The following is a 22859-nucleotide window of genomic DNA, read 5'->3' as shown; positions in this document are numbered from 1 at the left end:
CTGCTTACGCAGATCGCCCCTTGTTTTTTGCCGCTGGAAATCACCCGTGACCGACTCTCAGAATTGGACTCCTAAATGATTGAAGCAAATACTTAAATTCGCGCGACGGTTTTAGAAACGATGCCGTATCGCCAGCGAGAACGTCGTGGCCGATCCCTTCGAGGCGATCTTGTCATACAGACACACGGCATAGACATCGGTGCGCTTCGAGAGCAGGTAGTCGTACGCGAGCGCGCCGGTGTTGCGAATCCACCCATGCGAGGCCGGGACCGTGTCGTAGTTCGTACGGGCCCACTCGGCGAGAACATAACCGAACGGTCCGGTCGGAACGGCCGCACCGGCCTGATAGGTACGGCTCGACGAGCGCAAGCCATACGTCTGACTGCCTTCCATCGCGCCGTACAGCGTAACGAACGGCAGCTTGTAGCGCATACCGGCGAGCCACGCATCCTGTTCGGACACCGGCGCGGTGACAGGCGTGCGCACACGCTGCAACGACACGCCGGCATAAAACGGCCCCGACGAATAGTTCGCGTGCAAACCGAGGTTCGCCACGCCGGGCTGCCCCGCCACGCCGCCGACGCCGTAAATGCCCGTCACGGCCAGGCCCTTCAGCGAGGGAGAGCTGTACTGGATCGCGTTGTCCCACACCGTATCCCCGATCAGGACGCCGTTATAGGTCGAGACGAACGATTGCAGCACGATCGGCGAGAACACGACCGAGGCCCCGAACGGATTCAGTTCCTGCATGTTGACGTAGGTCGGGTTCGTCTGACGCCCGAACGTCAACGTACCGTACTGCGTGCTGAATCCCATGTAGGCATTGCGGGAGAAGAACGGATCGGTCGGCTTGCGGCCCAAGGCGCCCGTGGAAGGCTGAAAGAAGCTCTCCAGGCTGAATATCATCGCATTGCCGCCGCCCAGGTCTTCGCGACCGCGAATGCCCCAGAACGACGTCGTCAAGCCGCCGCTACCTTCCACGAAGGCGGCCTTCGGATCTCCGGAGCGCTTGGACGTACCGATATAGGTTCCGACGGTTCCGTATAGCTGCACGAACGAGTCGGACGCGCCTGACTGCATGCTGCTCTGGGCATTCGCCCCATGCATTGCGGTCAGCGCCAGGCACGAGGCGGCCGAAACCGCCAGTCTGCGACGAAAGCGATTGCTCTGCAAGATAGATCTCCAATTTAATTAGTATGACTATTTATAAGAAACAGCAATGCGCGGCCTGTTTGACGAGGCCGCGTTTCCCAGCGCGCCGCTCAGTAGCGGCGAATCAGCGGCAGCATCATCACCGCGCCGACGAGGCTGCCCAGAACGATGACCAGCAGACCGGTATTGAAACTCCCCGTCGTGCTGACGATCCAGCCGATCAGAACCGGAGCGAGCGCCCCCATCAGATTGCTGCAGCCGTTCTTGACCCCGATGCCCGCCGACGTGACCGAGACGGGAATGATGTCCATCGCGAGCGCGTATTGGGCCGGCAACCCGAGACCCCAGCAGCCGGCGCTCAGCGCGATCACGATCGCCGCCACGTGCGGATCCTGAATCTGCGTGCCCGCGAAGAGCAGCAGGCCCGCGCCGGCAAGACCGATGAAGCAGAGAATCGCGCGCTTGCCCAGACGGTCGGCCAGCAGGCCCGAAAACACTTCGCCGATGAACATCAGAATGAACGGCAGCGACGAGTAGATCCCCATCTGCCCGAGGTTGAAGTGCCGGACGCGCTCGAGATAGGTCGGCAGCCAACTGTTGAGCCCCCACAGGTACATCAGGAGCCCGCAGCCGTATGCGGTGACGAGCCAGAACCGGTAGTCCTTGAGGAACAGACGCAGATCGACCTTCTCCTTGGCCTCGGCGGCCACGGCCTGGCGCGAGCTTTCCGGGTCCGCATAGCGCGCGCGGTCGCGGGTCGTGAAGAAGATCAGCGGTGCCATGATGAACAGGCTGATGACACCGAAGATATAGAACGATGCGCGCCAGCCATACGCGTGCACGAGCCAAAGCGTGAGCGGAAAGCCGACGGCCGAACCGATCGGGCTGCCCACCATCCACACCGCATTGGCGCGGCCCCGCTCTTCGGGCGGGAACCAGCGGTGCACGATCTTCGCGATCAGCGAGAATTGCGGCCCTTCCATGATGCCGAGCACGACGCGCCCGAAAATCATCGTGCCGAAGCTCTGCGCGGCGCCCATGCCGAGCATCACCACGCCCCAGATCACGGCCGACACCGAGAGTGCCTTGCCGGGCTTGAACACGTCACCGATGATGCTCAGCACGACTGACGAAATACCGTACGCGATCAGGAACGCCGTCATCAGGAATCCCAGCTTGGTGGGATTGAAACCGACATTCAGGGCGTTATAGAAGTCGGGATTATTGAAAAGAACCGCTACGCTGATCCGGTCGAAAAAGCCGACCAGAACCGAGCCGAACAGGACCAGCACCACGATCCAGCGCATGCGCGACGAATGCCTGGCCACGAGGGGCAACGGCTTGCTGATATCCGACATTTAAAGTCTCCTCCATCCATGAAGCGCCAGCCCCGCTGACGCCGTGCTTTTCGTTGCGGGTGGGCTGTTACGCCACCTGCACGCAGACGTACTTCGTCTCCAGGTAGTCGTCCATGCCGTATTTCGAGCCCTCGCGTCCGAAGCCGCTTTCCTTGATGCCGCCGAACGGGCCGACCTCGTTCGAAATCAGCCCCGTGTTGACGCCGACCATGCCCGTCTCGAGCGCTTCGGCCATGCGGAAGAAGCGGGACATATCGTTCGTGTACAGGTACGATGCAAGCCCGGTTTCGCTGGCGTTGGCGATCTCCACCGCTTCCTCCTCGGTCGAGAAGCGCAGCACCGCCGCCACCGGCCCGAAGGTTTCCTCGTGGAAAATCTGCATATCGAGCGAGGTGTTCACGAGCAGCGTCGGCTCGAAGAAGTTGCCGCCCAGCGCCGAGCGCTTGCCGCCCTGCGCGATGTCGGCGCCCTTGCTGCGCGCGTCCGCCACGTGTTCCTCGACCTTGCTGAGCGCCGCGGCGTCGATAAGCGGACCCTGGCTCGTGCCTTCCGCCATGCCGTCGCCCACGCGCAGATTGGCGATCGCGGTCTTCAGCTTCGCCGTGAACGCATCGTAGACGCCTGCCTGCACGAGGAAACGGTTCGTGCAAACGCACGTCTGCCCCGTGTTGCGGAACTTCGAGGCGATGGCGCCCTGCACGGCGGCGTCGAGATCCGCGTCGTCGAACACGACGAACGGCGCGTTGCCGCCCAGTTCCATCGACAGCTTCTTCACCGTCGACGCGCATTGCGCCATCAACACCTTGCCGATTTCCGTCGAGCCCGTGAACGACAGCTTGCGCACGATCGGGTTCTCGCAGAGTTCCGCGCCGATCTCGCGCGCGGAGCCCGTCACGACGCTGAACACGCCGCGCGGCACGCCGGCGCGATGCGACAGCTCGGCCAGCGCGAGCGCCGTGAGCGGCGTTTGCGAAGCCGGCTTGAGCACCATCGTGCAGCCCGCCGCGAGCGCCGGTGCGGCTTTGCGCGTAATCATCGCCGCCGGGAAATTCCACGGCGTGATCGCCGCGCACACGCCGATCGGTTGCTTGAGCACCATGATCCGCTGCGCCGCATTGGGGCTTTCCAGCATGTCGCCCTCGATGCGCTTGCCCTGCTCCGCGAACCACTCGATGAACGAAGCCGCGTACGCGATTTCGCCCCTCGATTCCGTGAGTGGCTTGCCCTGTTCGGCGGTCATGATGCGCGCGAGGTCTTCCTGATGCGCCGTCACGAGGTCGAACCACTTCCTGAGGATGCCTGCGCGCTCCTTGGCGCTGCGCCGGCGCCAGGCCGGCAACGCGGCCTGGGCCGCCGCAACGGCCTTGGCCGTCGCCTCGCGGCCGAGCAACGGAACCGTCGCGATCGGCTCGCCCGTGGCCTTGTTGGCCACGGTGATCGTCGCGCCGTCCGGCGCTTCGAGCCATTCGCCGTCGATCCATGCCGCCGAACGGATCAGCGACGGATCGGCGAGCTGCGGCCGGGTAAATGAATGAGCCATGCCATCGGTCTCCGTTAGCATCACTGAATGGCTTGCGACTTGCGTACGCTGTCGATCAGCGACGTGCGCAGCAGGAACGCGCGGTGACGCGCCGGGTCGGCGGCCGTCGCGGCGAGGTCGGCCAGATGCTGCGCGCGCACCGCCGGATCGGTCTCTTCCAGACGCTTCTTGTTCGCCACGGTCTGCTGCTGAACGAACTCGATGTTCAGCGAGCGGCGGCGACGCTCGTAGCGGTCCAGCACCGGACGCTCGGCATTGCCGTCCGCTGCCTCGGCGAGCGTGTTGGCCAGTTCCAGCGCGTCGTGAATCCCGCAGTTGAGCCCGAGCCCGCCGATCGGATTGTTCACGTGGCTCGAATCGCCCGCGAGGAAGATGCGCTGACGGCGGAACGAAGCCGCCACGCGCTGATGCACGCGGTAAATATTCTTGTGCAGCAGCGGATACGTCGCGCCGTCTTCCAGCGGGAAAATGCGGTTCAGGCGGCGTTGCGCTTCCTCGTCGCTCATCACGAACTCTTCCGGCACGTCCACCGGCGCCGGGAACACCGCGCGCCAGCGGCCCTTCATGTCGTCGCCGGCGACCTTGAAGAGGTTGCCCCACTCCTTCGGATCGGCGAGGTAGGCGCGATACGAACTGCCGAGCGCTTTCTCGAAGTCGAACGAGGTGGTCAGCACGAGGAACTGCTCCGGCCACGTGTAGCCTTCGAATTCGATCTCGAGCTTCTTGCGCACGGTGCTGCGCCCGCCGTCCGCGCCGACCAGGAACGTGCCGCTCAGCTTCTCCTCTACGCCGTCGCGGTCGATCGTCACGGTCACGCCGTTCGCATCCTGCTCGACGTCCACCACCGGCACGCCGAAATGCACGTCCACGTCGGACATCGTCTTCAGCTTCGCCGCGATGATGTTGACGAGCTTGTGCTGCTCGGTCTGCACGACGAACGGGAACTTCGTATCCTCGCGCAGCAGGTCGTGGTCGAAGCGCGCGATCAACTCGCGCTTCTCGCGGTCCCAGAAGTCGAAGTAACGCGCGACGAGGCCCGCGGCGATGAATTCGTCGATCACGCCGAGGCTGTCGATCATCTCGAGCGTGGACGGGTGCGTCGTGGCCGCGCGCGGGTTCGTATCGACCGTCTGCGCCGCTTCGAGAACCGTGACGGCGAAGCCGCGTTGCGCGCAGGCGAGCGCCGTCACCATGCCGACGGGGCCGCCGCCGACGACGATTATCCTTTTCTGTTCAGCCATGCCAGTTCTCAATGTTTAGGAGCCGCGAAATCGTTCATGATGCGGGACTTGATAACCCGCACGTTCTTCTCCGAAGCCGGCGTGTTGCGGCTGCGGCCGACGAAGCGCGGCACGCCGTCCGTGACGACCGCCGCGACCGAGGCGATATCGCCATTGGCCAGCGCATCGAGAGCCGTATGCTTGGTGCCGCCCACGCACGAGTCGAGAATCACGACGTCGGCGTCGCGGCCGACCTGCAGGAAGCCCGAGTTGATGCCGTAGGTGCGCGCGTTGTTGCCGGTCGCGGCGCAGATCGCCTGCTCCGGTGCCATCTTGCCGAGGCTCGCGAGGTGCGTGATCGTGTACATCATGCCGAGCGGCATGATGCCGCTGCCGGTCGGCGTGTCGGTGGCGATCAGGAAGCGGTCGAACTTGTCGGCCTGCACGGTCATCTCGGCGATCATCAGCAGCGTGCGCAGATTGCCGGCGGTGCAGACCTGCATCGCGATTTCGCTTTCGTTGAGAATGCGTCCGAAATCCTGATCCGGCATCGCCACGGGGCCGCCGTTGATATGGAACGACACGTGCGGCTGCATCGCGATCAGATGTTCGGCCCAGATACCCGACGAACCCGGAATCGACGAGCCGCCCGTATGCACCGTGGTAATCATGCCGTGCTTCTTCGCCCAGCCGATCATCGGCGCGTAGTCGAACGGCGTCTTGACCGCGCCGAAGCCGGCCTTCGCGAGCCACACGCCTTGCGAGGCGATGTCGCGCAGATCGTCCTCGACCAGTCCTGGTTCGAGAATGATGGAGCCCGCGAACACGCGCATGCCGCCCGGGCGATAGTTGGCGAAGCAGCGCTGCGCGGCCACGGCCAGCGCCTTCACGCCTTGCGGATCGGTCGGACGGCCCGGCACGTGCACTTCGGACGCGCTGATCGCGGTCGTCGTGCCGCCGTGCACGTAGCTTTCGAGGAAGCCGACGGTTTTCTGGCGCGGCGTGTAGTCGCCGAACGTGTTGTGAATCTGCGAGTCGATCAGACCCGGGATCGCGGTCGCGCCGTCGGCGTCGATCACCACGTCGCAGGCTTCGAGCTGTTCGGCGCTCAGGGTGCCGATCGCTTCGATCTTGCCGTCCGCCATCAGGATGCTGTCGCCCTTTGCGAACGGATCGCGCCACTCTCCGGTGACGATGGTCTTCAGATTGACGATTGCCGTTTTCATTGCATCTCCTCCATAAGGAAATTGTTTAGACGAGACCGTCTTCGCCGACTGCCTCGGATACCTTCAGGCCGCCCACGCGAGCGGTCAGACGGCCGCGGTTCGCGAGGCAGAAGATCACGGCGACTTCGTCGGGCAGCGGGCCTTCCGGGATCGCAACGGTCATGCCGTCATAGTGCGAACGCACATAGAGCGCATCCTTGTAGGCGAGCGGCACGTCGATCGCGACGCCAGCCGGAGCCACCTTCGTGTACGAGGGAATCCATGCCTTGCCGCCGACGGCCGCGCGGATCGGCTCGGCGAATGCGCTCGTCAGCAGCGCGTTCGCGTGCTCCTGTTCGCCGGCGGTGCCGACGATGCCGCCCTTGCCGTAGCTCTCGACTTCGTACGGGCCCATCGCGTCCTTCGCGAGTTGAGCCAGTTTTTCGCCCAGTTCGACGCTGGCCTCGATCATTTCGGAGAGGTCGTTGCGGAACTCGCCAGCATACGGATTCTTGACGACGGCGATGACCGCAACCTTGTGCAGCGGACGTTGATCTTCGGCATTCGCCGGTGCCGGTTGGTGCTGAACGTACGTGTAGAGGGACTTGACTTGCAGCTTCATATCGGAGACTCCAGGGCCGGTAGTCCGGCGGTTAAAAGTATCAGTTTGACAAACAATACGATTGTCGTACAATCCAGTCAACAACTTTTTTTGAGAGGAGATCGAGATGAGCCGTCGCACGGTGCTGTTTTCGGAAATGACTCCCGACGCAAGCTGGGAGCAAGACTTCAACGACTGGTACGACACGGAGCACATTCCGGCGCGTATGAAGGCGCCGGGCTTCACGTCGGCGCAGCGCTACCGCAATGTCGACGGGCCGGCCTACCTCGCCATCTACGAGATGGAATCGAGGGATGCGCTCTCGACTCCGCAGTACAAGGAGATCAAGGGCAATCCGGGCGAGCGCTCGCGGCGCATGCTCGGCGGCGTGTCGGATTTCACCCGCTACATCGGCGAGGAAATCGGCTACTGGCATCAGGACGGCGCGCGCGCGAGCTCGCCGTTCGACGCGCAGTTCGTCTACGCCGTGTTCTTCACCGTGCCCGAGGCGCGCAGCGACGAATTCAATCGCTGGTATGAACAGGACCACATCCCGGCGCTGCTCGAATGCGAGGACTGGCTTGCCGTGCGGCGCTTCGATATCGTCGACGGAGACCCTCAACGCTTCACCCATCTTGCTCTACACTATCTGGCAAAGCGGGAAGCACTTGAGTCGGACGCGCGGGAAAAAGCGCGTGGCACGCCGTGGCGCGCCCGCCTCGCGGCGGAAGAGTGGTTCAAGGGCCATTACTGCGTCTTCGAAAAAATCGGTCAACGCTTCCTCGCGCAAGGGTAAGCGGCACGGGCCGGGCATCGGGAGCGCGCGCGCCTCGCGCGGCGCTCCGCTGGCCGGCCGCCGCATTACAAACTGAAAAGATCAAGGGAAGGGGACGTTATGGCTGTGGATCTGAAAGTCACACCGCAGACCGTGCTGTTTCAGACCACGTCGAAGTTGCGGGAAGCCATCATGCAAGGGCAACTCGCGCCGGGCGAGCGGCTCGTCGAAACGACGCTCGCGGAAACGATGGGCGTGAGCCGCACGACGCTGCGTGAAGCGTTGCGGCGGCTCGAATCCGAGCGTCTCGTTCACAACGCGCCGAACCGCGGGCCTTCGGTGGCGACGATCTCCATCCAGGAGTCGGTGGAGATCTATCACGTGCGCAAGCTGCTCGAAGGCGAAGCGGCCGCGCTTCTGGCTCAGTCGGCCACCGACGAGCAGGTCGCCGCCCTCGACCGGGCGCTCGCGCAATTCCAGGAAGCCGTCAATAACGACAATGCGCTCGATCGGCTCAAGTCGACGGGCGAGTTCTACGACGTGATTCTGCTCGGCTGCGGCAACCACATCATTCGCGAATTTCTGGAATCGCTGTTTGCGCGCATCAATCTGCTGCGCGCGAAGTCGATGGCGAATCCTGGCCGCGCGAGATTCAGCCTGCTCGAAATGCATAGCATCCGCGACGCCGTCAAGGCGCGCGACCCGGTCGCCGCCCGAGCCGCGGCCGAGGCTCATATTCTTGCGGCGCAGCAGGCGGCGCTTCATCCCGAAGAAGTGACGAAACCGGCAATCGAAAAACCGCGTGCGCGCACGCGGTCACGTTCGGTCGCCGCGTGAGATCGGGCAAGTCCGGATAGCGAAAGCGACTCCCGCCATCCGTGACGCCCGAAAAGCGTTCGCTCATCGAGGCCGGCAGCGTCTTGGCCTCGGGCCTCATCTCGCTCATCTCGCCTTATTCCGCCGCCCTGCGCGCGCACCCATCGGGACACCTGGCGCACGCGAATAAGGCGAACGGGTTCATTCGGGCACGCGAGGCGCCGGCAGCGTCCTGAGCGCGTCGAGCGCGCCGCCCACCATGCGCCGCAGCGTCGGCTGAACCCGCTCCGCGCGCTCGGGCAGATAGGCAAACGGCGCCGCTTCGTCCATATAGGTCGACTGGCACATCTCGAGCTGGATCGCGTGAATGCCTTGCTGCGGCGCACCGAAGTGGCGCGTAATATAGCCGCCCTTGAAGCGCCCGTTCGCAATCCATGTGAATTCGCCCGCCGCGGCGCCAGCTTCGGCTGCGGCCTGCAGCGCCGGCGCCGCGGTGCGTCCGTCCTGGGTACCCAGATTCAGATCGGGCAGCTTGTTTTCGAAAAGCCTCGGCAACACGCTCGCGATCGAATGCGCTTCCCACAGCAGCACATGGGGATGCAGCGCGCGCAGACGCGCCAGCTCCTCCGCAAGCGCGGCGTGATAAGGACGCCAGCAGGTCTCCACGCGGCGCTGCTTCTCCGCCGCATCCGGTTCGCAGCCCGGGCGATACACCGCTTCGCCATGAAACGTTTCGGTCGGGTACAGGCCAGTCGTCGTCTGCCCCGGATACAGGCTCTCGTCGTTCGGCGGCCGGTTCAGGTCGATCACATAGCGCGACACTTTCGCGCCGAGCAAGGTCGCCCCCATCTCGCGCACGAACGCGTAGAGCCGGTCCAGATGCCAGTCGGTGTCGGCCAGCGTCAGCGCCGCGTCGGAATACAGAGGGCGCAGCGTGTCGGGAATCCGCGTCCCGAGGTGCGGAATCGAAACCAGCAGCGGCGCGTCGCCGCGCTCGAGCGAATACAACTCGTTCATCGTCAAACTCCTGTCGTGATGGATCACTGCACGGCGTCGGCCGGCAGTTCCGGCAAAGCCTGCGCCAAAGCCGGACAAATCGAATGGTCGAGCACCGATCGCGTGAGCGCGACGATGTCGGCGGCAAAGTCGCCCCACGCGCCCTCGCGATGCAGCAGAAAAAAATCGCGCCGCCCGAGCCGGCTGGCCGGCAACGGCAGCACCGCGATGTCGTTCAGATAGTGGCGCGCCTGCCAGAGGCACAGCGGCGTGGAGATCGCAAAGCCGAGCCGCGCGGTCACGAGGCTCAGGAGCGGATCGGTCGCGTCGAATTCGTAGCGTTGCGGGCTCACGATGCCGAGATGCCGGGCGAACCGCTCGACCTGCTGGCCGATCACGGAGCGCCGGGTATAGCGGATCAGCGGCAGATCGTGCGCGAGGCTGCGCCAGTCCGCGTCGCGCCGCTCATGCAGATAGCTTTTCGCGACGACCGCGACAAAGGCCTCGGAAAACAGCGGCACTTCGACGATGCGCGCATCGTCGAGCGTGGTCTGCGTGCAGACCACCATATCGAGTTCATGATCGTGCAGCATCCGGCTCAGCCCCGGGGTGAGCCCCGACCACAACGAAATCTGCCGCGGCGTGCCGGACACGGCGCGGATCAGCTCCGGCCCCACCGTCGCCGCGAACGAATCGACGCAGCCAAGGCGCACCGGCAGCTTGCCCACCTGCGCCGCGTCGCCGATGCGAGCGCTCACGGTCTGCGCATGCTCCAGCAGCGGACCGGCCAGTTCGAGCAGCGCGCGCCCGGCCAGATTGGGGCGCGGCGGCCGGCTGTCGCGATCGAACAGCACGAGACCCTGGTCGCGCTCCAATGCCGAGATCGCCTGGCTGATCGCGCTTTGCGTCACGCCGAGCTGCCTCGCCGCCGCGGTCATCGAGCCGGTTTCGCAGACGGCGATAAACGCCTGCAGCGCCCGCAGATCGATCGGAGCCTGTGTCCGTCCCATTGCCTCATCCTGTGGTTCGTCTCCACCAGCCTGCCCCCTCGCGATCGGTGATCGACGATCGGCGAGAAAGCGCCATGGTGCCTGTACCCGCCCGTGGCGTCAGTTTCATCAGCACCAATACGGGGGCCTCATTAGTTTATCTAATAAAAAATCGTCTGCCGCGGCTCGTCCCTACAATCCGCCCATTGCCATTCTGGAGAGTCCACATGAGCCACTATGATTTTGTCGTGATCGGCGCGGGCGTAGTCGGCGCATCGGTCGCTCATCACCTTGCCGCGCTCGGCGCAAAGAGCGTACTCGTGCTCGAACAGGGCACCATCGGCGCGGGCACGACCTCGCAGTCGTCGGGGCTGCTGCGCACGCACTACTCCGTGCGCCAGAACGTCGAGCTGGCCCGCGCGTCGTGGTGGGCCTTCAACAATTTCGCCGAATACGTGGGCGACGAAGAGGCCTCGTGCGGCCTCGTCAAGTGCGGCTACATGATCTGCGCGCCCGAAGGCGACAAGCTCGAACCGTTGGGCGCGTCGCTGCGCGCGCAGCAGGACATGGGTATCGAGGTCCAGTTGCTGTCGCGCGACGAAGCGGGCGAACGCATGCCGATCGCCCGCTTCGACGATGCCGCGCTGATCGGCTTCGAGCCCGAAGCCGGCTTTGCCGACGCCTACCTCGTCGCGACCAGCTTCGCCCGCTCGGCCCGCAAGCGCGGCGTCAAGATCATGGAGAACACGCGCGTGACCGGCGTGATTCGCGACGGCCACCGGATCACCGGCGTCGAGACGACGGCCGGCACGTTCAGCTGCGGCACGCTCGTCAGCACGCAGAACATCTGGACGCCGGAGCTGGCCGGCTGGATCGGCGTGACGCTGCCGGTCAAGCCCGAGCGCCATACGGTGCTGGCGCTCGAATGCGAGGCCGAATACACGTTCGCGATGCCGGCCTTCAAGGACCTCGCCTCGCCGGGCATGCTCTATTACCGCAGCTATGGCGGCAAACAGATGCTGGTGTCCGAAGGCGTGGTCGGCGAAACGCTGAACGCACCCGAAACCGAACAGGGAGACATCTCGCTCGACTACGTCGCCGAAGTCGGCGCGCAAGTTGCCGAGCGCTTCCCGGCCTACGAGACGGCGGGCCTCGCCTCGTCGTGGACCGGCGTCTATGACGTGACGCCCGACTGGAACCCCGTGCTCGGACCGGTTGCCGATATCGAAGGGCTGACCGTCGGCTTCGGCTTTTCCGGACACGGCTTCAAGCTTTCGCCGGGCGTCGGCAAGCTGCTCGCGCAGCATGCGCTCGGTCTGCCCACCGACGTCTCGCTCGCCCCTTACGCGCTGAGCCGCTTCGAAAGCGGCGCGCTGCTGGTCGGCAAGTACGGCTCGGGCGCCGTGTCCTGACTTACCCTGATTTCCCGGAGAACACCTACATGGCTATCAGGATTCTGGTTCCCGTCAAACGCGTCGTCGATCCCAACGTGCGCGTACGCGTCAATGCCAGCGGCGCCGTCGATACGACGGGCCTCAAGATGTCGCTCAATCCGTTCGACGAATGCGCGCTGGAGAAGGCGCTGCAACTGCGCGAAGCCGGCGTGGCAACGCACGTCACCGTTTTGACCTGCGGCCTCGCGACAAGCCAGGACGTGCTGCGCACCGCACTCGCGATGGGCGCGAACGACGCGGTGCTGATCGACACGGCCGAGGCGACACCCGCACTCGATTCGCTCGGCGTCGCACGGCTGCTGCACGCTTATCTGGCGACCCACGACTACGGTCTCGTGCTCTGCGGCAAGCAGGCGATCGACGACGACATCGGCGGCGTCGCCGCGATGCTGGCCGGCCTGCTCGACTGGCCGCAAGGGCTCGACGCGAGCGCACTCGACGCCACGGCCGAGGGCTGGCGCGTGACCTGCGGTGACGACAGCGGCACCGCAACCTGGGAACTGGGCGGCCCGTGCGTGGTAAGCGCGGACCTGCGGCTCGCGGAACCGCGCCGCGTCACGCTGCCGAACATCGTCAAGGCGAAGCAGAAGCCGCTGGAGATCCTCGGCTATCGCACGCTCGGCGTGGAGCCGGCACCGCTCGCGCGCATCGACGCGCTGAGCGAACCGCCCGCGCGCAAGGCCGGCATCCAGGTGCCGACCACCGCCGCGCTGATCAACGCGCTCGCGGCACGCAACGTATTCGGAAACACGGGAGTCGCCGCATGAGAACGCTCGTCCTTGCAGAGACGGAAAACGGTCAGGTCGCGGATGCTGCGCTTCGAACCGTATCGGCCGCCAGCGAGCGCGGTCTGCCGGTCGATCTGCTGGTGCTCGACGCGAGCGCGGCAGAGTCTGCCGCGCGCGTCGCCGGAATCTCGCGCGTCCTGGTCGCGGCCGCCGCTTCGGTGGACATCGCGCCCGAAACGCTCGCCGCACGGCTCGCGCTTCTCGCGAGCGACTATTCGCTGATCGCCGCGGCCCATCGCACGCTCGGGCGCAGCGCGTTGCCGCGCGCGGCCGCGCGTGCCGGCGGCGCGTTTCTGTCCGACATCACGGCGGTTGCAGGCGCGAACCAGTTCGTGCGCGGACTCTATGCGGGCAGCGTCGTGTCGAACGTCAGCACGGCAGCCGCCACGACGTTCGCCACGTTCCGCGCCTCGTCCTGGCCCGCTGCCGGCTCGGGCGAACAGGCAGCGGACATCGTCGTGCTGCCCGTGCTCGACAGCTTTGCGAAAACCCGTCTCGTCGAACGGCACACCGCCAACCAGTCCGGCCAGGACCTCGCTTCGGCGCGCATCGTGGTGTCGGGTGGCCGTGGTCTCGGCTCGCAGGAAAACATGGAGCGGCTCGGACACTTCGCCGCACAGATCGGCGCGGCGCTCGGCGCCTCGCGCGCGGCCGTCGACGCGGGCTATGTTTCCAATGCCGCGCAGGTCGGCCAAACCGGCAAGACCGTCGCACCCGATGTGTATTTCGCGTTCGGTATTTCCGGTGCGATCCAGCACCTCGCCGGCATGAAGGACTCGAAAGTGATCGTTGCGATCAACAAGGACCCGGACGCGCCGATCTTTTCTGTTGCCGATATCGGGCTCGTCGGCGATCTGTTCGAGGTGCTGGGCGAACTGGAGCGGCATGCCGGAGCTGCGCGATGAAGCCTGAAGCGGCTGCGCCCTCTTCCGCGGCCAGCGCCGCTCAGGTTGCCGTGCGCCGCTTCGAGTACGCCCAGTTGCAGGCGGAGCCGTGGGCGAACGGCAACGGCATCACCCGCACCATTGCTCGCGGCAGCGCCGCCGGACACGGCGAGGACACGGACTGGCGCGTGAGCCTCGCAACGCTGAACACGTCCGCGAGGTTCTCGCAGTTCGCCGGCTTCGAGCGCACCTTCGTGCTGCTCGACGAGGGTGTGGTGAAGCTGCGCTCGCAAGAGGTCCGCATCGACGCGCAGCGTGGCCAGCCCGTGCATTTCTCCGGCGACCTCGATCTGTGGAGCACGCTCTCCACGGCGCCCGTCAACGCGCTGAACGTGATGACGCGCCGTGGCCGCTGTGGTTCGTCCGTCAGCGTGCTGTCCGGTTCGTCGAGCATCGCGGCGGCGCCGATCCGGTTGCTGATCGGCCTGTCCGGTCAGTGGAGCGTGCGCGGCGGGATGCTTGACGGCGTCTTGCTCGGTCCGCTGCAAGGCATTCTCATCGAGCGTTCACACGAACCGCTCGATCTCGTCCCCCTCGGCACCGGCGCTGAATTGATCTCGATTGCCATCGCTCCCCTCTCCCTCTAATTGCGCGATCTGACGTCGCGACCTGACCTATGCTTACTTCGCAATTCGGCCCGCGCGAGTCGATGGAATACGACGTGGTGATCGTCGGCGGCGGCCCGGCCGGGCTGTCGGCGGCGATCCGCCTGAAGCAGCGCGCCGCCGCGCAGGGCGTCGAGCTTGGCGTGTGCGTACTCGAAAAAGGCTCGGAGATCGGGGCGCATATCCTCTCGGGCGCGGTCATGGACCCGCGCGCCATCACCGAACTGATCCCCGACTGGAAGGACAAAGGCGCGCCGCTGGACGTTCCCGTCACCGAAGACCGCTTCCTGTTCCTCACCGCAACCGGCGCGAAGGCCGTGCCCAACTGGGCGCTGCCCGATAACTTCAAAAACCACGGCAACTACGTCATTTCGCTCGCGAACGTGACGCGCTGGCTGGGTCAGCAGGCCGAGGCGCTCGGTGTCGAAATTTTCCCGGGTTTTCCCGCCGCCGAAGTGCTCTATAACGAAGACGGCTCCGTTAAGGGCGTCGCGACCGGGAACCTCGGCATCGGCAAGGACGGCGAGCCGACCGAAAATTTCCAGCTCGGCATGGAACTGCACGCGAAGTACACGCTGTTCTGCGAAGGCGCGCGTGGGCATCTCGGGCGTCAGCTGAACGAGAAGTTCAAACTGCGCGATGGCGCCGATCCGCAGGTCTACGGCATCGGCATCAAGGAACTGTGGGAAATCGATCCCGCGAAGCACAAGCCGGGTCTGGTGATGCACACGGCCGGCTGGCCGCTCGAAAACGATACGTACGGCGGTTCGTTCCTTTATCACCTGGACAACAACCAGATCGTGGTGGGCTTCGTGGTCGGCCTCGGTTATTCGAATCCGTACCTGTCTCCGTTCGAGGAATTCCAGCGCTACAAGACACACCCGGCGATCCGCGCGATTCTCGAAGGCGGCAAGCGCGTGTCGTACGGTGCGCGGGCAATTACGGCGGGCGGCCTGATGTCGCTGCCGAAGCTGGTGTTCCCAGGCGGTGCGCTGGTCGGCGACGATGCGGGTTTCCTGAACGTCTCGCGTATCAAGGGTTCGCACGCGGCGATCAAGACCGGCATGCTCGCGGCCGACGCGGCCTTCGATGCCGTGCAGGCCGGCCGCCAGGCTGACGAACTGACTGCGTATCCGGAAGCCTTCAAGACCTCATGGCTTCACACCGAGCTGTATCGCGCACGCAACTTCAAGCAGTGGATGAGCAAGGGCCTGTACCTCGGCACGCTGATGGTCGGCATCGAGCAGAAGCTGCTGGGCGGCAATGTGCCGTGGACGCTGCATCACCAGCATTGGGATCATGAAATGCTGAAACCGGCTTCGCAGTGCAAGCCGATCACGTATCCGAAGCCCGATGGCAAGCTCACGTTCGACCGGCTTTCGTCGGTATTCATTTCGAACACGAATCACGAAGAGAACCAGCCCGCGCATCTGACGCTGAAAGACCCGACCGTGCCGGTCAACGTCAACTGGCAGACCTATGCGGGTCCGGAGTCGCGCTACTGCCCCGCTGGCGTGTATGAATTCGTCAAGAACGATGAAGGCAACGAGCGGCTTGTGATCAATGCGCAGAACTGCGTGCACTGCAAGACCTGCGACATCAAGGACCCGACGCAAAACATCGTGTGGGTCACGCCGGAAGGTGGTGGCGGGCCGAACTACCCGAATATGTAACCAGCCGCTCTCCTGAAACGGGAGAGCAGGATCGATCGTGCCACGCAAATAGCTCGTGCTGCCGCGCGCTGCCTGAACTCGCAGCGCGCGGCAGCACGTCGCCTCGTCATGGCCCTGCTCCGTTCCGCACGGGCACCGGTTTGCACCAGATCCAATCGCACTCCCAGCGCTCATGACAGCGCCGCCGCACGAACCTCGGCGGCGACGCCGTCTTCGATGCCGAGCGTCCTAGAAGCGATGCCGGATACCGAAGTTGATGTTGAACTGCTTATTCGTCGTCGACGCCGGCAGTTGCCCGATCTGCATGCGCGTCGCGTCACCGCCCGCCGTGCCGTAGATCGCCCACATATAAAGATCGGTGCGCTTCGACAGATAGTAATCGGCGACCAGGTTGTACTGCTGATAGCGCGGATGCTGGCCCAGCGAGCCGATGTTCCCGTACACGAGGTCCACCGCCGCGCCGAGCCGGATATCCGAGCGCATCCAGTAGTCGGCCTGCGCCATATAGATATTGAACTGGGCGTCCGCGCCGTTGATCGATTGGGTCAGATCGGAATGCGACATCCCGACACGGCCGATCAAATTGCCGAACTTATATGAAACGCCGCCTGCCGCAATGTTGAGGGCACGCGCGTTCGGCAGATAAGCGCCAAAGATCAGGATATTGGACGCACCGGTGCTGTCGAACCACGTCGCATACGGATTGCGCACCGACGTATACGCCGCGCCGACCTGCAACGGACCGCCCGTATAGCCCGCGCCCGCGCTCACCACGCTGTTGGTCGAGAACTGACCCGGCACGCCGCCGAACGCATACAGCGCGCCGGCGGAAAATCCGTGGAAAGTCGGCGTCGTATACTTGACGGAGTTGCTGGTCTGCCAGTCATTGCCCGTATTGTCGATGTCGTAGGCCGGCGCGCTGCCCCGTCCGTTCGCCATGATCGGGCCGACATAATCGACCACCATGTCGTACTGGCGGCCGAACGTCAGATTACCGTAGGGCGTGCCGAGCCCCAGATACGATTGACGGCCGAATTGCCGGCCGTTCTGCCCGAGTTTGCCGGTATTCAGATCAAAACCGTTTTCGAGGCGGAAGAAAGCCCGGTATCCGCCGCCCAGGTCTTCGTTGCCGGTCAGCCCCCACTGGGAACCCACCCACGTGCCGCTGCGCATGCGCACCGAAGCGCCGCCGCCCGCATTGTTAATGTAGGCGATTGCCTCGTCGATCTGACCGAACAACGTCACCGAGCTTTGAGCCGATGCGTAATCCGATGCAGCGAGAAGCGCGATCAACATCCATGCCTTCTTCATTTGACCTCCTAACCAATTTATATTGTAAGAATTTTTTCATGAAACCTGTACCACCTACTTCACATCCCCACCAACAGATTCGACATCCTTATTAAATAAGACGAAACCGGGGCGCGACAGCCGCGCCCCTTGCCTCAACCGGCCGCGCCCTTTTCATCGGACGAAGGAACGATCACCGCCAGTTCCTCGACCTTCGAATACGGGTTGTCGCCGCCGATCGGCGGCAGCGAATCCCGGTACGCTTCCCACCCGGCGCAATCGCTCTCGCTGCGCCAGCCCGTGACCGAGGTCAGGCAGTCCGGCATGCCGGCGCGTGCGCCGACGTGGCGGAACATCAAGCCATCGCGGGTACCCATGCGCCGCGTGACTTCCCCGATTCGCCTGTGCGCCGCCTCGTGCTGTCCCGGCAAGACGAAATGATGTACGACAACTATCTTCATGACTGTGTCCCGTCTGGATGAAATCAACCGGCGCCTTCGCGCGAACGCTCGGACGTGCGAATCAGGCTTCGGTCGGCGAAGCGCATCAACCGCTCCCATTCGTCACGCGGGATCGGCCACCCTTCGGCCATGGCCCGCGCCTTCAGCGCGCTCAGGTGCTGCGAATCGATGGCGTACGCGCAGGCGTCGCCGATAAAACCGCTCAAGCTCCGCGCCAGCGCCGCAACGACGACGGCATCGTTCCCCTCCAGCCATGCGAAGTCGCGCACGTCCGCCTGCGAGTGGCCGCCGGTTTGCAGCAGCGCGTCGAATGCCGCGCGCGGCGGCGCGTCGTGCTTCAGCGCCGACAGCAACGAGCAGGCGGCGCCCGGCACAGCCATCGGATCATGCGCGGCCCGATACTGCCAGCCGTCGCCTTCGGCACTGGCCACGCTGAACACGATCCCGCTTCCGTCGCGCTGCCCCGCGTCCGCCGCAACCCCGAGGCCCGTGGCGACACATCCCGCGTATCCGCGCCGCGCGAGCCAGTACGGGATCGCATGCAGATCGGCGGCATGGGCAACGTTGCGCAGCGCGACCACGACCCGCCCGCTTTGCGCCGCCCAGGCGCCCAGCCAGTCGGCCAGCGCGGCGCCGAAGAACAGCGCGGAGCCGCCGTTCGCCTCGCATAGCGCATGGTCTTCGTGCTCGGCGACGATATCGGGCGCGCGCCACATCGACGCATCGAAGGCATCGAGTTCGCGCGCGAGCCGGCTCAGGCGCCGCCAGCCCGCCAGTTCGCTGAACTCGACGGCCTCCGCCGCGCCGGCGCTCGCGCCCCACGGCATCAACGCCGTCCCGAGCACGCGCACGGCCAACCCCGGCACCTCTTTGCCGGACAGGCGAACCGAAGCCGACAACAGTTCATTCTCCAAGAAGCGGTTCCTCCGTCAATTCGTAGCCGTGCGGCACGCTCGGCAGCAAACCGTCGCCGGCATGGCCGGCCGCGAGTTCGCGAGGCAGCCCCGCGCCCTGGAACAGCGTCGCGCGCAGCCACGTGCGCGAACGCGGGCGGAACTTCAACATGCCGTAGGTCGCCAGCTGGAAACGCATGATGCGCAGCGGGGAAAAGTCCTTCGTGAGCAGATCCGTGCGCGCAATCGCGTAGTGGGAATCCGCCAGCGTGCTGACCCAGCCGACCATGAAGCGCATGTCCGGATGCGCGATCAGAAAGCGGCCGAGCGTCTGCTCGGGCGGCACGGCGCGTAGACGGGACAGCAGCTCTTCGACACGGCCCATCACGTCGACGGGCAGCGCATATTGCTCGCCCTCGTCGATGTCGCGGCTGCCGCGCCGCGGCTCCATGTTTTCCTCGGATGCGTACCAGAAAAAAGGCCGCTCGCCTTCCACGGTGAAACGGCTCACCCAGGCCAGATGCGTCTCGATCAGGTCCTTCAGCGCACCGGCCTTCTGCGTGGGATCGAACGGCAGCGATTCGTCGGCATGCAGCGTATTCGCGTCAACGTTGCCGCCTTCGTGGCATTCGAGCAGCAACGAGTTCAGCAGCTCGCCGGTCTCCAGGCAGCAACGCCCCCGCCAGCTGGCGAGCAGTTCGGCCAGCGGATTCGAGCGGCTCGCGCCGGCCGTCCACCCGGCGCGCAAGTGGGCGAACTGCTCGCGCACCTGGAGCAGCTCGGCATGAATCGCCTCGCTCGGCGCGAACTCGTCGAGGTCGCCGGTCGGCTCGTGCGCGAAATACTCGATGGCGCGCTCCAGTTGACGATCGAACTCGTCGCAACGCGAATCGTCCGCTTCGAAGCGCTCGCGATACATCTCGGCCAGAGCCTGTTCGCGCGCGCCAATCCAGCGGTCGAGCAGGCGCGGATGCCGGACCACGAACGGCACGAGCCCGATGCCCGACGAGTTGCCGACGCCAATGAAGCGCCGCGATTCGTCGGAAAGATCCACGGCGGCGGGATTGCGCACGCGCGCGAGGTGCAGTGCGAGGTCGTAGCCGAACTCGCGCCACAGGTAAGCCGCCATCATTTGCGCGTGATACGGCGCCTGCAACGGATGGCCGATCTGGCGCAGATACGCGTAATCGTGCATGCCGTTGCGGCCATTGCCGCTAAACCCGGTGGTGCGGATCAGATAACCGATCTGGTTCAACTGGCGCGGATCGGGCTGCTGTCCGGCCGCGAGCGACGCCACCACATGCTCGAACAGGCGCGCGCTGCGGTTCGCCCGCGACCAGGCGAGCGTGCGCGGCGCGGCGCGCCCCCACGTCACCTGCTGGATCTGCTCGCGCGACTGCTCGATATCCTCGGCCGACGGCTCGCCGATAAAGAGCGCCGCCCATGCGTCCCAGCGCGTCGCGATGATGCGGTCCTGCTGTTGATGCTCCGGCAGCGGGTCGGAAAACACCACGAACGTCATCGTGTGTCCGTCGAGCCGCGCCCGATAGGCGATGTGGCCGCGGCCTGCATCGTCGAGGCGCAGTTCGCTGATTTCGCACGAGAAGTCCATCCGGCACACCGTGCGCAGGAACGAATGCGCGAAGCTGAACTTGGTGGGCCAGATCGCACCGAGGTGCGTCAGCTCCATCAGGTCCGCGCCTCGGGACGGCAAGGAAACCGGGAGATTCGCCATTGCCGTCACATCCCGAATGCGCTGCCGGCTTCCGCGGCGCGCGCGATACGCACCGAGCGGTTCCAGCGCGCCATCGGCAGTTCGAGCAGACCCACCGCATAGAACAGCACGATGCCGACCAGCGTCAGCACCACGACGCAGGCAAACACGAGCGGCGCGTCGAAATTGCCGGTCGCCAGCATCATGTAGTAGCCGAGCCCCGCCCGGCCGCCGACGAACTCGCCCACCACCGCGCCGACCACGGCCAGCGCAATCGCCACCTTGAACCCGGCGATCATGCTCGGCACCGCATGCGGAAAGCGCACCTTGCTGAACACGGCCGCCTTCGTCGCGCCCATCGAGCGCATCAGCTTGAGCGTATCGCGATCGACCGAGGCGAGACCGGTGACGGTATTGACGACCACCGGAAAGAACGCGATCAGGAACGCGACGATGATCTTCGGCAGGATGCCGTAGCCGAGCGCGACCAGCAGGATCGGCGCGAGCGCGACCTTCGGCACCGACTGCGACGCGATCAGGATCGGATAGACGATCCGGTCGAATACGCGCGAGTAGACGATCAGCGCCGCGAGCGGCACGCCGATCGCGATGCTCAGGCCGAAGCCGGCCAGCGTTTCGATCAGCGTGACCCACATATGCGCGAGCAGATTGGCGCGATGATCGACGAGCGACACCCAGATGCTGCTCGGCGGCGGCAGCAGATACGAGGGCACGTGGCCGATATCGACGCCCGCTTCCCACACGGCGACGATCGCGACCAGCACGATCAGCACCGGAAACCGGGCCCATAGCGCACTGAACACACGGCGCACGGCGCCTTGCGATGTCGAACTCTGATTCATGACCGGCGCTCCTCTTTCAATACGCCCATTTTTTCGAAGATGCGGCGGATATGCCGCGTATAGCGCGTGAATTCCGCCTCGTCGCGAATGTCGACGTGCCGCTCGCCGGCCAGCTCGATCGGCACGATCTCCTCGATGCGGCCGGGCCGCGGCGACATCACGACGACCCGGTTCGACAGGAACACCGCCTCGGTGATCGAGTGCGTGATGAACAGCACCGTCTTGCCCTGCTCGCGCGACAGCTGGTGGAAGTCGAGGCACATCTGGTCGCGCGTCATCGCGTCGAGCGCGCCGAACGGTTCGTCCATCAGCAGCACACCGGGATCGTGCATGAGGCCGCGCACGATCGCCGCGCGCTGGTTCATGCCGCCCGACAGTTCGTCGGGGAAGCGCTCGGCGAAGTCGCCGAGGCCCACCCGCTTGAGCAGTTGCTGCGCGCGCGGCAGATACTCCGCGCGATTCAGATTGCGGACTTCGATCTGCAGCAGCACGTTGTTGAGGATCGTGCGCCACGGCAGCAGCAGGTGCTGCTGGAACACCACGCCGAGTTCATGCACGGGCCCCTTTACGGGCTTGCCCAGCACCTCGATGCGGCCTTCGCTGACCGGCATCAGGCCTGCGATCATATTGAGCAGCGTGCTCTTGCCGCAGCCGCTCGGACCGACGATCGAGACGAATTCGCCGCGCGCGATCGTCAGCGAGGCGTCGCTGACGGCCTGCACGTCGCCCTTCTTCGAACCGAAGCGCTTGAACACGTGATCGACGCTGATCGCGGCGGTGTTTGCGGCGGTGTTCGCCTGCGGCGCACTGGCACGCTGCCCCGTCACCAGTTCGAGCGGCCGCGCCTCTTCGATTTTCAACGTCTGGCTCATGATGCACGCTCGTCCGCCCACGGCGAAAGCCGATCCGGGCTGTAAAGAATGTTGATCAACGCGGGGCCGTCGTGCGCGAGCGCCCGTGCGAACGCCTCGGCGAACTCGGCATTGGTGCGCGCGGTGAAGCCTTTCGCGCCCATCGACTCGGCGAGCATCGCGAAATCGATCGCGCCCAGTTCCGTCGCGACGGTGCGGCCCGGAAACTCCCGGCGCTGATGCATCGTGATCGTGCCGTAGTTGTTGTTGTTGAACACGAGCGCGACGAACCCCTTGAGGCGCAGACGCACCGCCGTTTCCAGCTCGCTCATCGTCATCGCGAAGCCGCCGTCGCCGGAGAACGAGACCGCCGGTTCGTCGGGCCGCGCCATCTTGGCGCCGATCGCCGCCGGCAGCGCGTAGCCCATGCCGCCCGCGGTCGGCGCGAACAGCGTGCGCGGATGCTTCCAGCGGTAGTAGCGCATGAGCCAGCCACCGAACGTGCCGGCATCGCTCGCGATGCTCGCGCGCTCCGGCAGCAGCCGCAGAATGTCGTGATACACGCCTTCGAGGCTGATCATGTTCTGCGGCGCGCCCGCATCGAACGCGCGCGGCGTCGTGCGCTGCGCGTAACGCGCCCGGAGCGGCGCGATCGCGTCGAGGCGCGCCGA

Annotated in this window: 22 protein-coding genes; 7 read left to right on the top strand and 15 right to left on the bottom strand. The window is 65.1% G+C overall.

Going from position 1 to position 22859, the window contains the following annotated elements; translation table 11 throughout:
- Window positions 1-111 precede the first annotated feature (111 nt).
- The 6 genes from F3J19_RS12065 to F3J19_RS12040 all read right to left on the bottom strand — a co-directional run bounded on the left by F3J19_RS12065 (window position 112) and on the right by F3J19_RS12040 (window position 7097).
- The gene (locus F3J19_RS12065; RefSeq protein ID WP_240162811.1) at window positions 112-1173 is read right to left on the bottom strand and encodes a porin; all 1062 of its coding nucleotides are present in this window, start codon (window positions 1171-1173) and stop codon (window positions 112-114) included.
- Between the two features lie 89 nt (window positions 1174-1262).
- A complete protein-coding gene (locus F3J19_RS12060) occupies window positions 1263-2510 on the bottom strand; it encodes an MFS transporter (protein ID WP_167041328.1) in 1248 nt (415 codons plus the stop codon).
- Window positions 2511-2577: 67 nt separating this feature from the next.
- Window positions 2578-4050: an NAD-dependent succinate-semialdehyde dehydrogenase gene (locus F3J19_RS12055; RefSeq protein ID WP_167041325.1), complete on the bottom strand. Its 1473-nt coding sequence runs from the start codon at window positions 4048-4050 to the stop codon at window positions 2578-2580.
- 20 nt (window positions 4051-4070) lie between these two features.
- Window positions 4071-5291: an NAD(P)/FAD-dependent oxidoreductase gene (locus F3J19_RS12050; RefSeq protein WP_167041322.1), complete on the bottom strand. Its 1221-nt coding sequence runs from the start codon at window positions 5289-5291 to the stop codon at window positions 4071-4073.
- 8 nt (window positions 5292-5299) lie between these two features.
- A complete protein-coding gene (locus F3J19_RS12045; RefSeq protein ID WP_167041319.1) occupies window positions 5300-6496 on the bottom strand; it encodes an amidohydrolase family protein in 1197 nt (398 codons plus the stop codon).
- Between the two features lie 25 nt (window positions 6497-6521).
- On the bottom strand, window positions 6522-7097 hold the full coding sequence (locus tag F3J19_RS12040; protein WP_167041316.1) for an amino acid synthesis family protein: 576 nt from the start codon (window positions 7095-7097) through the stop codon (window positions 6522-6524).
- Window positions 7098-7203: 106 nt separating this feature from the next.
- On the opposite strand from F3J19_RS12040, the gene F3J19_RS12035 reads away from it, so the two are divergent.
- Entirely contained in the window at window positions 7204-7872 is a 669-nt protein-coding gene (locus tag F3J19_RS12035; RefSeq protein WP_167041313.1) for a DUF4286 family protein, read from the top strand.
- A 99-nt stretch (window positions 7873-7971) separates the two neighbouring features.
- A complete protein-coding gene (locus F3J19_RS12030) occupies window positions 7972-8688 on the top strand; it encodes a GntR family transcriptional regulator (RefSeq protein ID WP_167041310.1) in 717 nt (238 codons plus the stop codon).
- Window positions 8689-8868: 180 nt separating this feature from the next.
- Here the strand turns inward: F3J19_RS12030 and hutG are convergent, their stop codons facing one another.
- Both hutG and F3J19_RS12020 read right to left on the bottom strand, forming a co-directional pair.
- A complete protein-coding gene (gene hutG / locus F3J19_RS12025) occupies window positions 8869-9684 on the bottom strand; it encodes an N-formylglutamate deformylase (protein ID WP_167041307.1) in 816 nt (271 codons plus the stop codon).
- A 23-nt stretch (window positions 9685-9707) separates the two neighbouring features.
- Entirely contained in the window at window positions 9708-10673 is a 966-nt protein-coding gene (locus F3J19_RS12020) for a LysR family transcriptional regulator (protein ID WP_167041304.1), read from the bottom strand.
- 206 nt (window positions 10674-10879) lie between these two features.
- Between F3J19_RS12020 and F3J19_RS12015 the strand changes: the two genes are divergently transcribed.
- The 5 genes from F3J19_RS12015 to F3J19_RS11995 are packed head-to-tail and all read left to right on the top strand — an operon-like array spanning window position 10880 to window position 16116.
- Window positions 10880-12064 (top strand): FAD-binding oxidoreductase, encoded by a 1185-nt coding sequence (locus F3J19_RS12015; protein ID WP_167041301.1) that lies wholly within the window; start codon window positions 10880-10882, stop codon window positions 12062-12064.
- 35 nt (window positions 12065-12099) lie between these two features.
- Window positions 12100-12873, top strand: coding sequence for an electron transfer flavoprotein subunit beta/FixA family protein (locus F3J19_RS12010; RefSeq protein WP_167041966.1), 774 nt, complete (start codon window positions 12100-12102; stop codon window positions 12871-12873).
- The gene (locus tag F3J19_RS12005; protein WP_167041298.1) at window positions 12870-13799 is read left to right on the top strand and encodes an FAD-binding protein; all 930 of its coding nucleotides are present in this window, start codon (window positions 12870-12872) and stop codon (window positions 13797-13799) included. The genes F3J19_RS12010 and F3J19_RS12005 overlap by 4 nt, the downstream gene beginning before the upstream one ends.
- Entirely contained in the window at window positions 13796-14425 is a 630-nt protein-coding gene (locus F3J19_RS12000) for a HutD family protein (RefSeq protein WP_167041295.1), read from the top strand. The genes F3J19_RS12005 and F3J19_RS12000 overlap by 4 nt, the downstream gene beginning before the upstream one ends.
- Before the next feature lie 29 nt (window positions 14426-14454).
- Window positions 14455-16116 (top strand): electron transfer flavoprotein-ubiquinone oxidoreductase, encoded by a 1662-nt coding sequence (locus tag F3J19_RS11995; protein WP_205192787.1) that lies wholly within the window; start codon window positions 14455-14457, stop codon window positions 16114-16116.
- A 228-nt stretch (window positions 16117-16344) separates the two neighbouring features.
- Here F3J19_RS11995 and F3J19_RS11990 read toward each other — a convergent pair whose 3' ends face one another.
- From F3J19_RS11990 to F3J19_RS11960, 7 genes are all read right to left on the bottom strand, one after another.
- A complete protein-coding gene (locus tag F3J19_RS11990) occupies window positions 16345-17427 on the bottom strand; it encodes a porin (protein ID WP_167041292.1) in 1083 nt (360 codons plus the stop codon).
- 134 nt (window positions 17428-17561) lie between these two features.
- Window positions 17562-17867, bottom strand: a complete 306-nt coding sequence (locus F3J19_RS11985; RefSeq protein WP_167041289.1) for a hypothetical protein — start codon at window positions 17865-17867, stop codon at window positions 17562-17564.
- A 23-nt stretch (window positions 17868-17890) separates the two neighbouring features.
- Window positions 17891-18781, bottom strand: coding sequence for a hypothetical protein (locus F3J19_RS11980; protein ID WP_167041286.1), 891 nt, complete (start codon window positions 18779-18781; stop codon window positions 17891-17893).
- Window positions 18771-20495, bottom strand: a complete 1725-nt coding sequence (locus tag F3J19_RS11975) for a hypothetical protein (protein WP_167041283.1) — start codon at window positions 20493-20495, stop codon at window positions 18771-18773. Before F3J19_RS11975 ends, F3J19_RS11980 begins: the two co-directional genes overlap by 11 nt.
- A gap of 5 nt (window positions 20496-20500) precedes the next feature.
- Window positions 20501-21337: an ABC transporter permease gene (locus tag F3J19_RS11970; RefSeq protein ID WP_167041280.1), complete on the bottom strand. Its 837-nt coding sequence runs from the start codon at window positions 21335-21337 to the stop codon at window positions 20501-20503.
- A complete protein-coding gene (locus F3J19_RS11965) occupies window positions 21334-22209 on the bottom strand; it encodes an ABC transporter ATP-binding protein (protein ID WP_167041277.1) in 876 nt (291 codons plus the stop codon). The genes F3J19_RS11970 and F3J19_RS11965 overlap by 4 nt, the downstream gene beginning before the upstream one ends.
- Window positions 22206-22859: thiamine pyrophosphate-dependent enzyme (locus tag F3J19_RS11960; RefSeq protein ID WP_240158898.1), on the bottom strand; the 654-nt coding region annotated here is incomplete at its 5' end. The genes F3J19_RS11965 and F3J19_RS11960, both read right to left, overlap by 4 nt.

Origin of the sequence: Burkholderia sp. Ax-1724, assembly GCF_011752995.1 — a bacterium.
Taxonomy (GTDB): Bacteria; Pseudomonadota; Gammaproteobacteria; order Burkholderiales; family Burkholderiaceae; genus Paraburkholderia.
The sequence above is the reverse complement of the archived record's forward strand: the minus strand, read 5'-3'. Positions and strand labels throughout refer to the sequence as shown.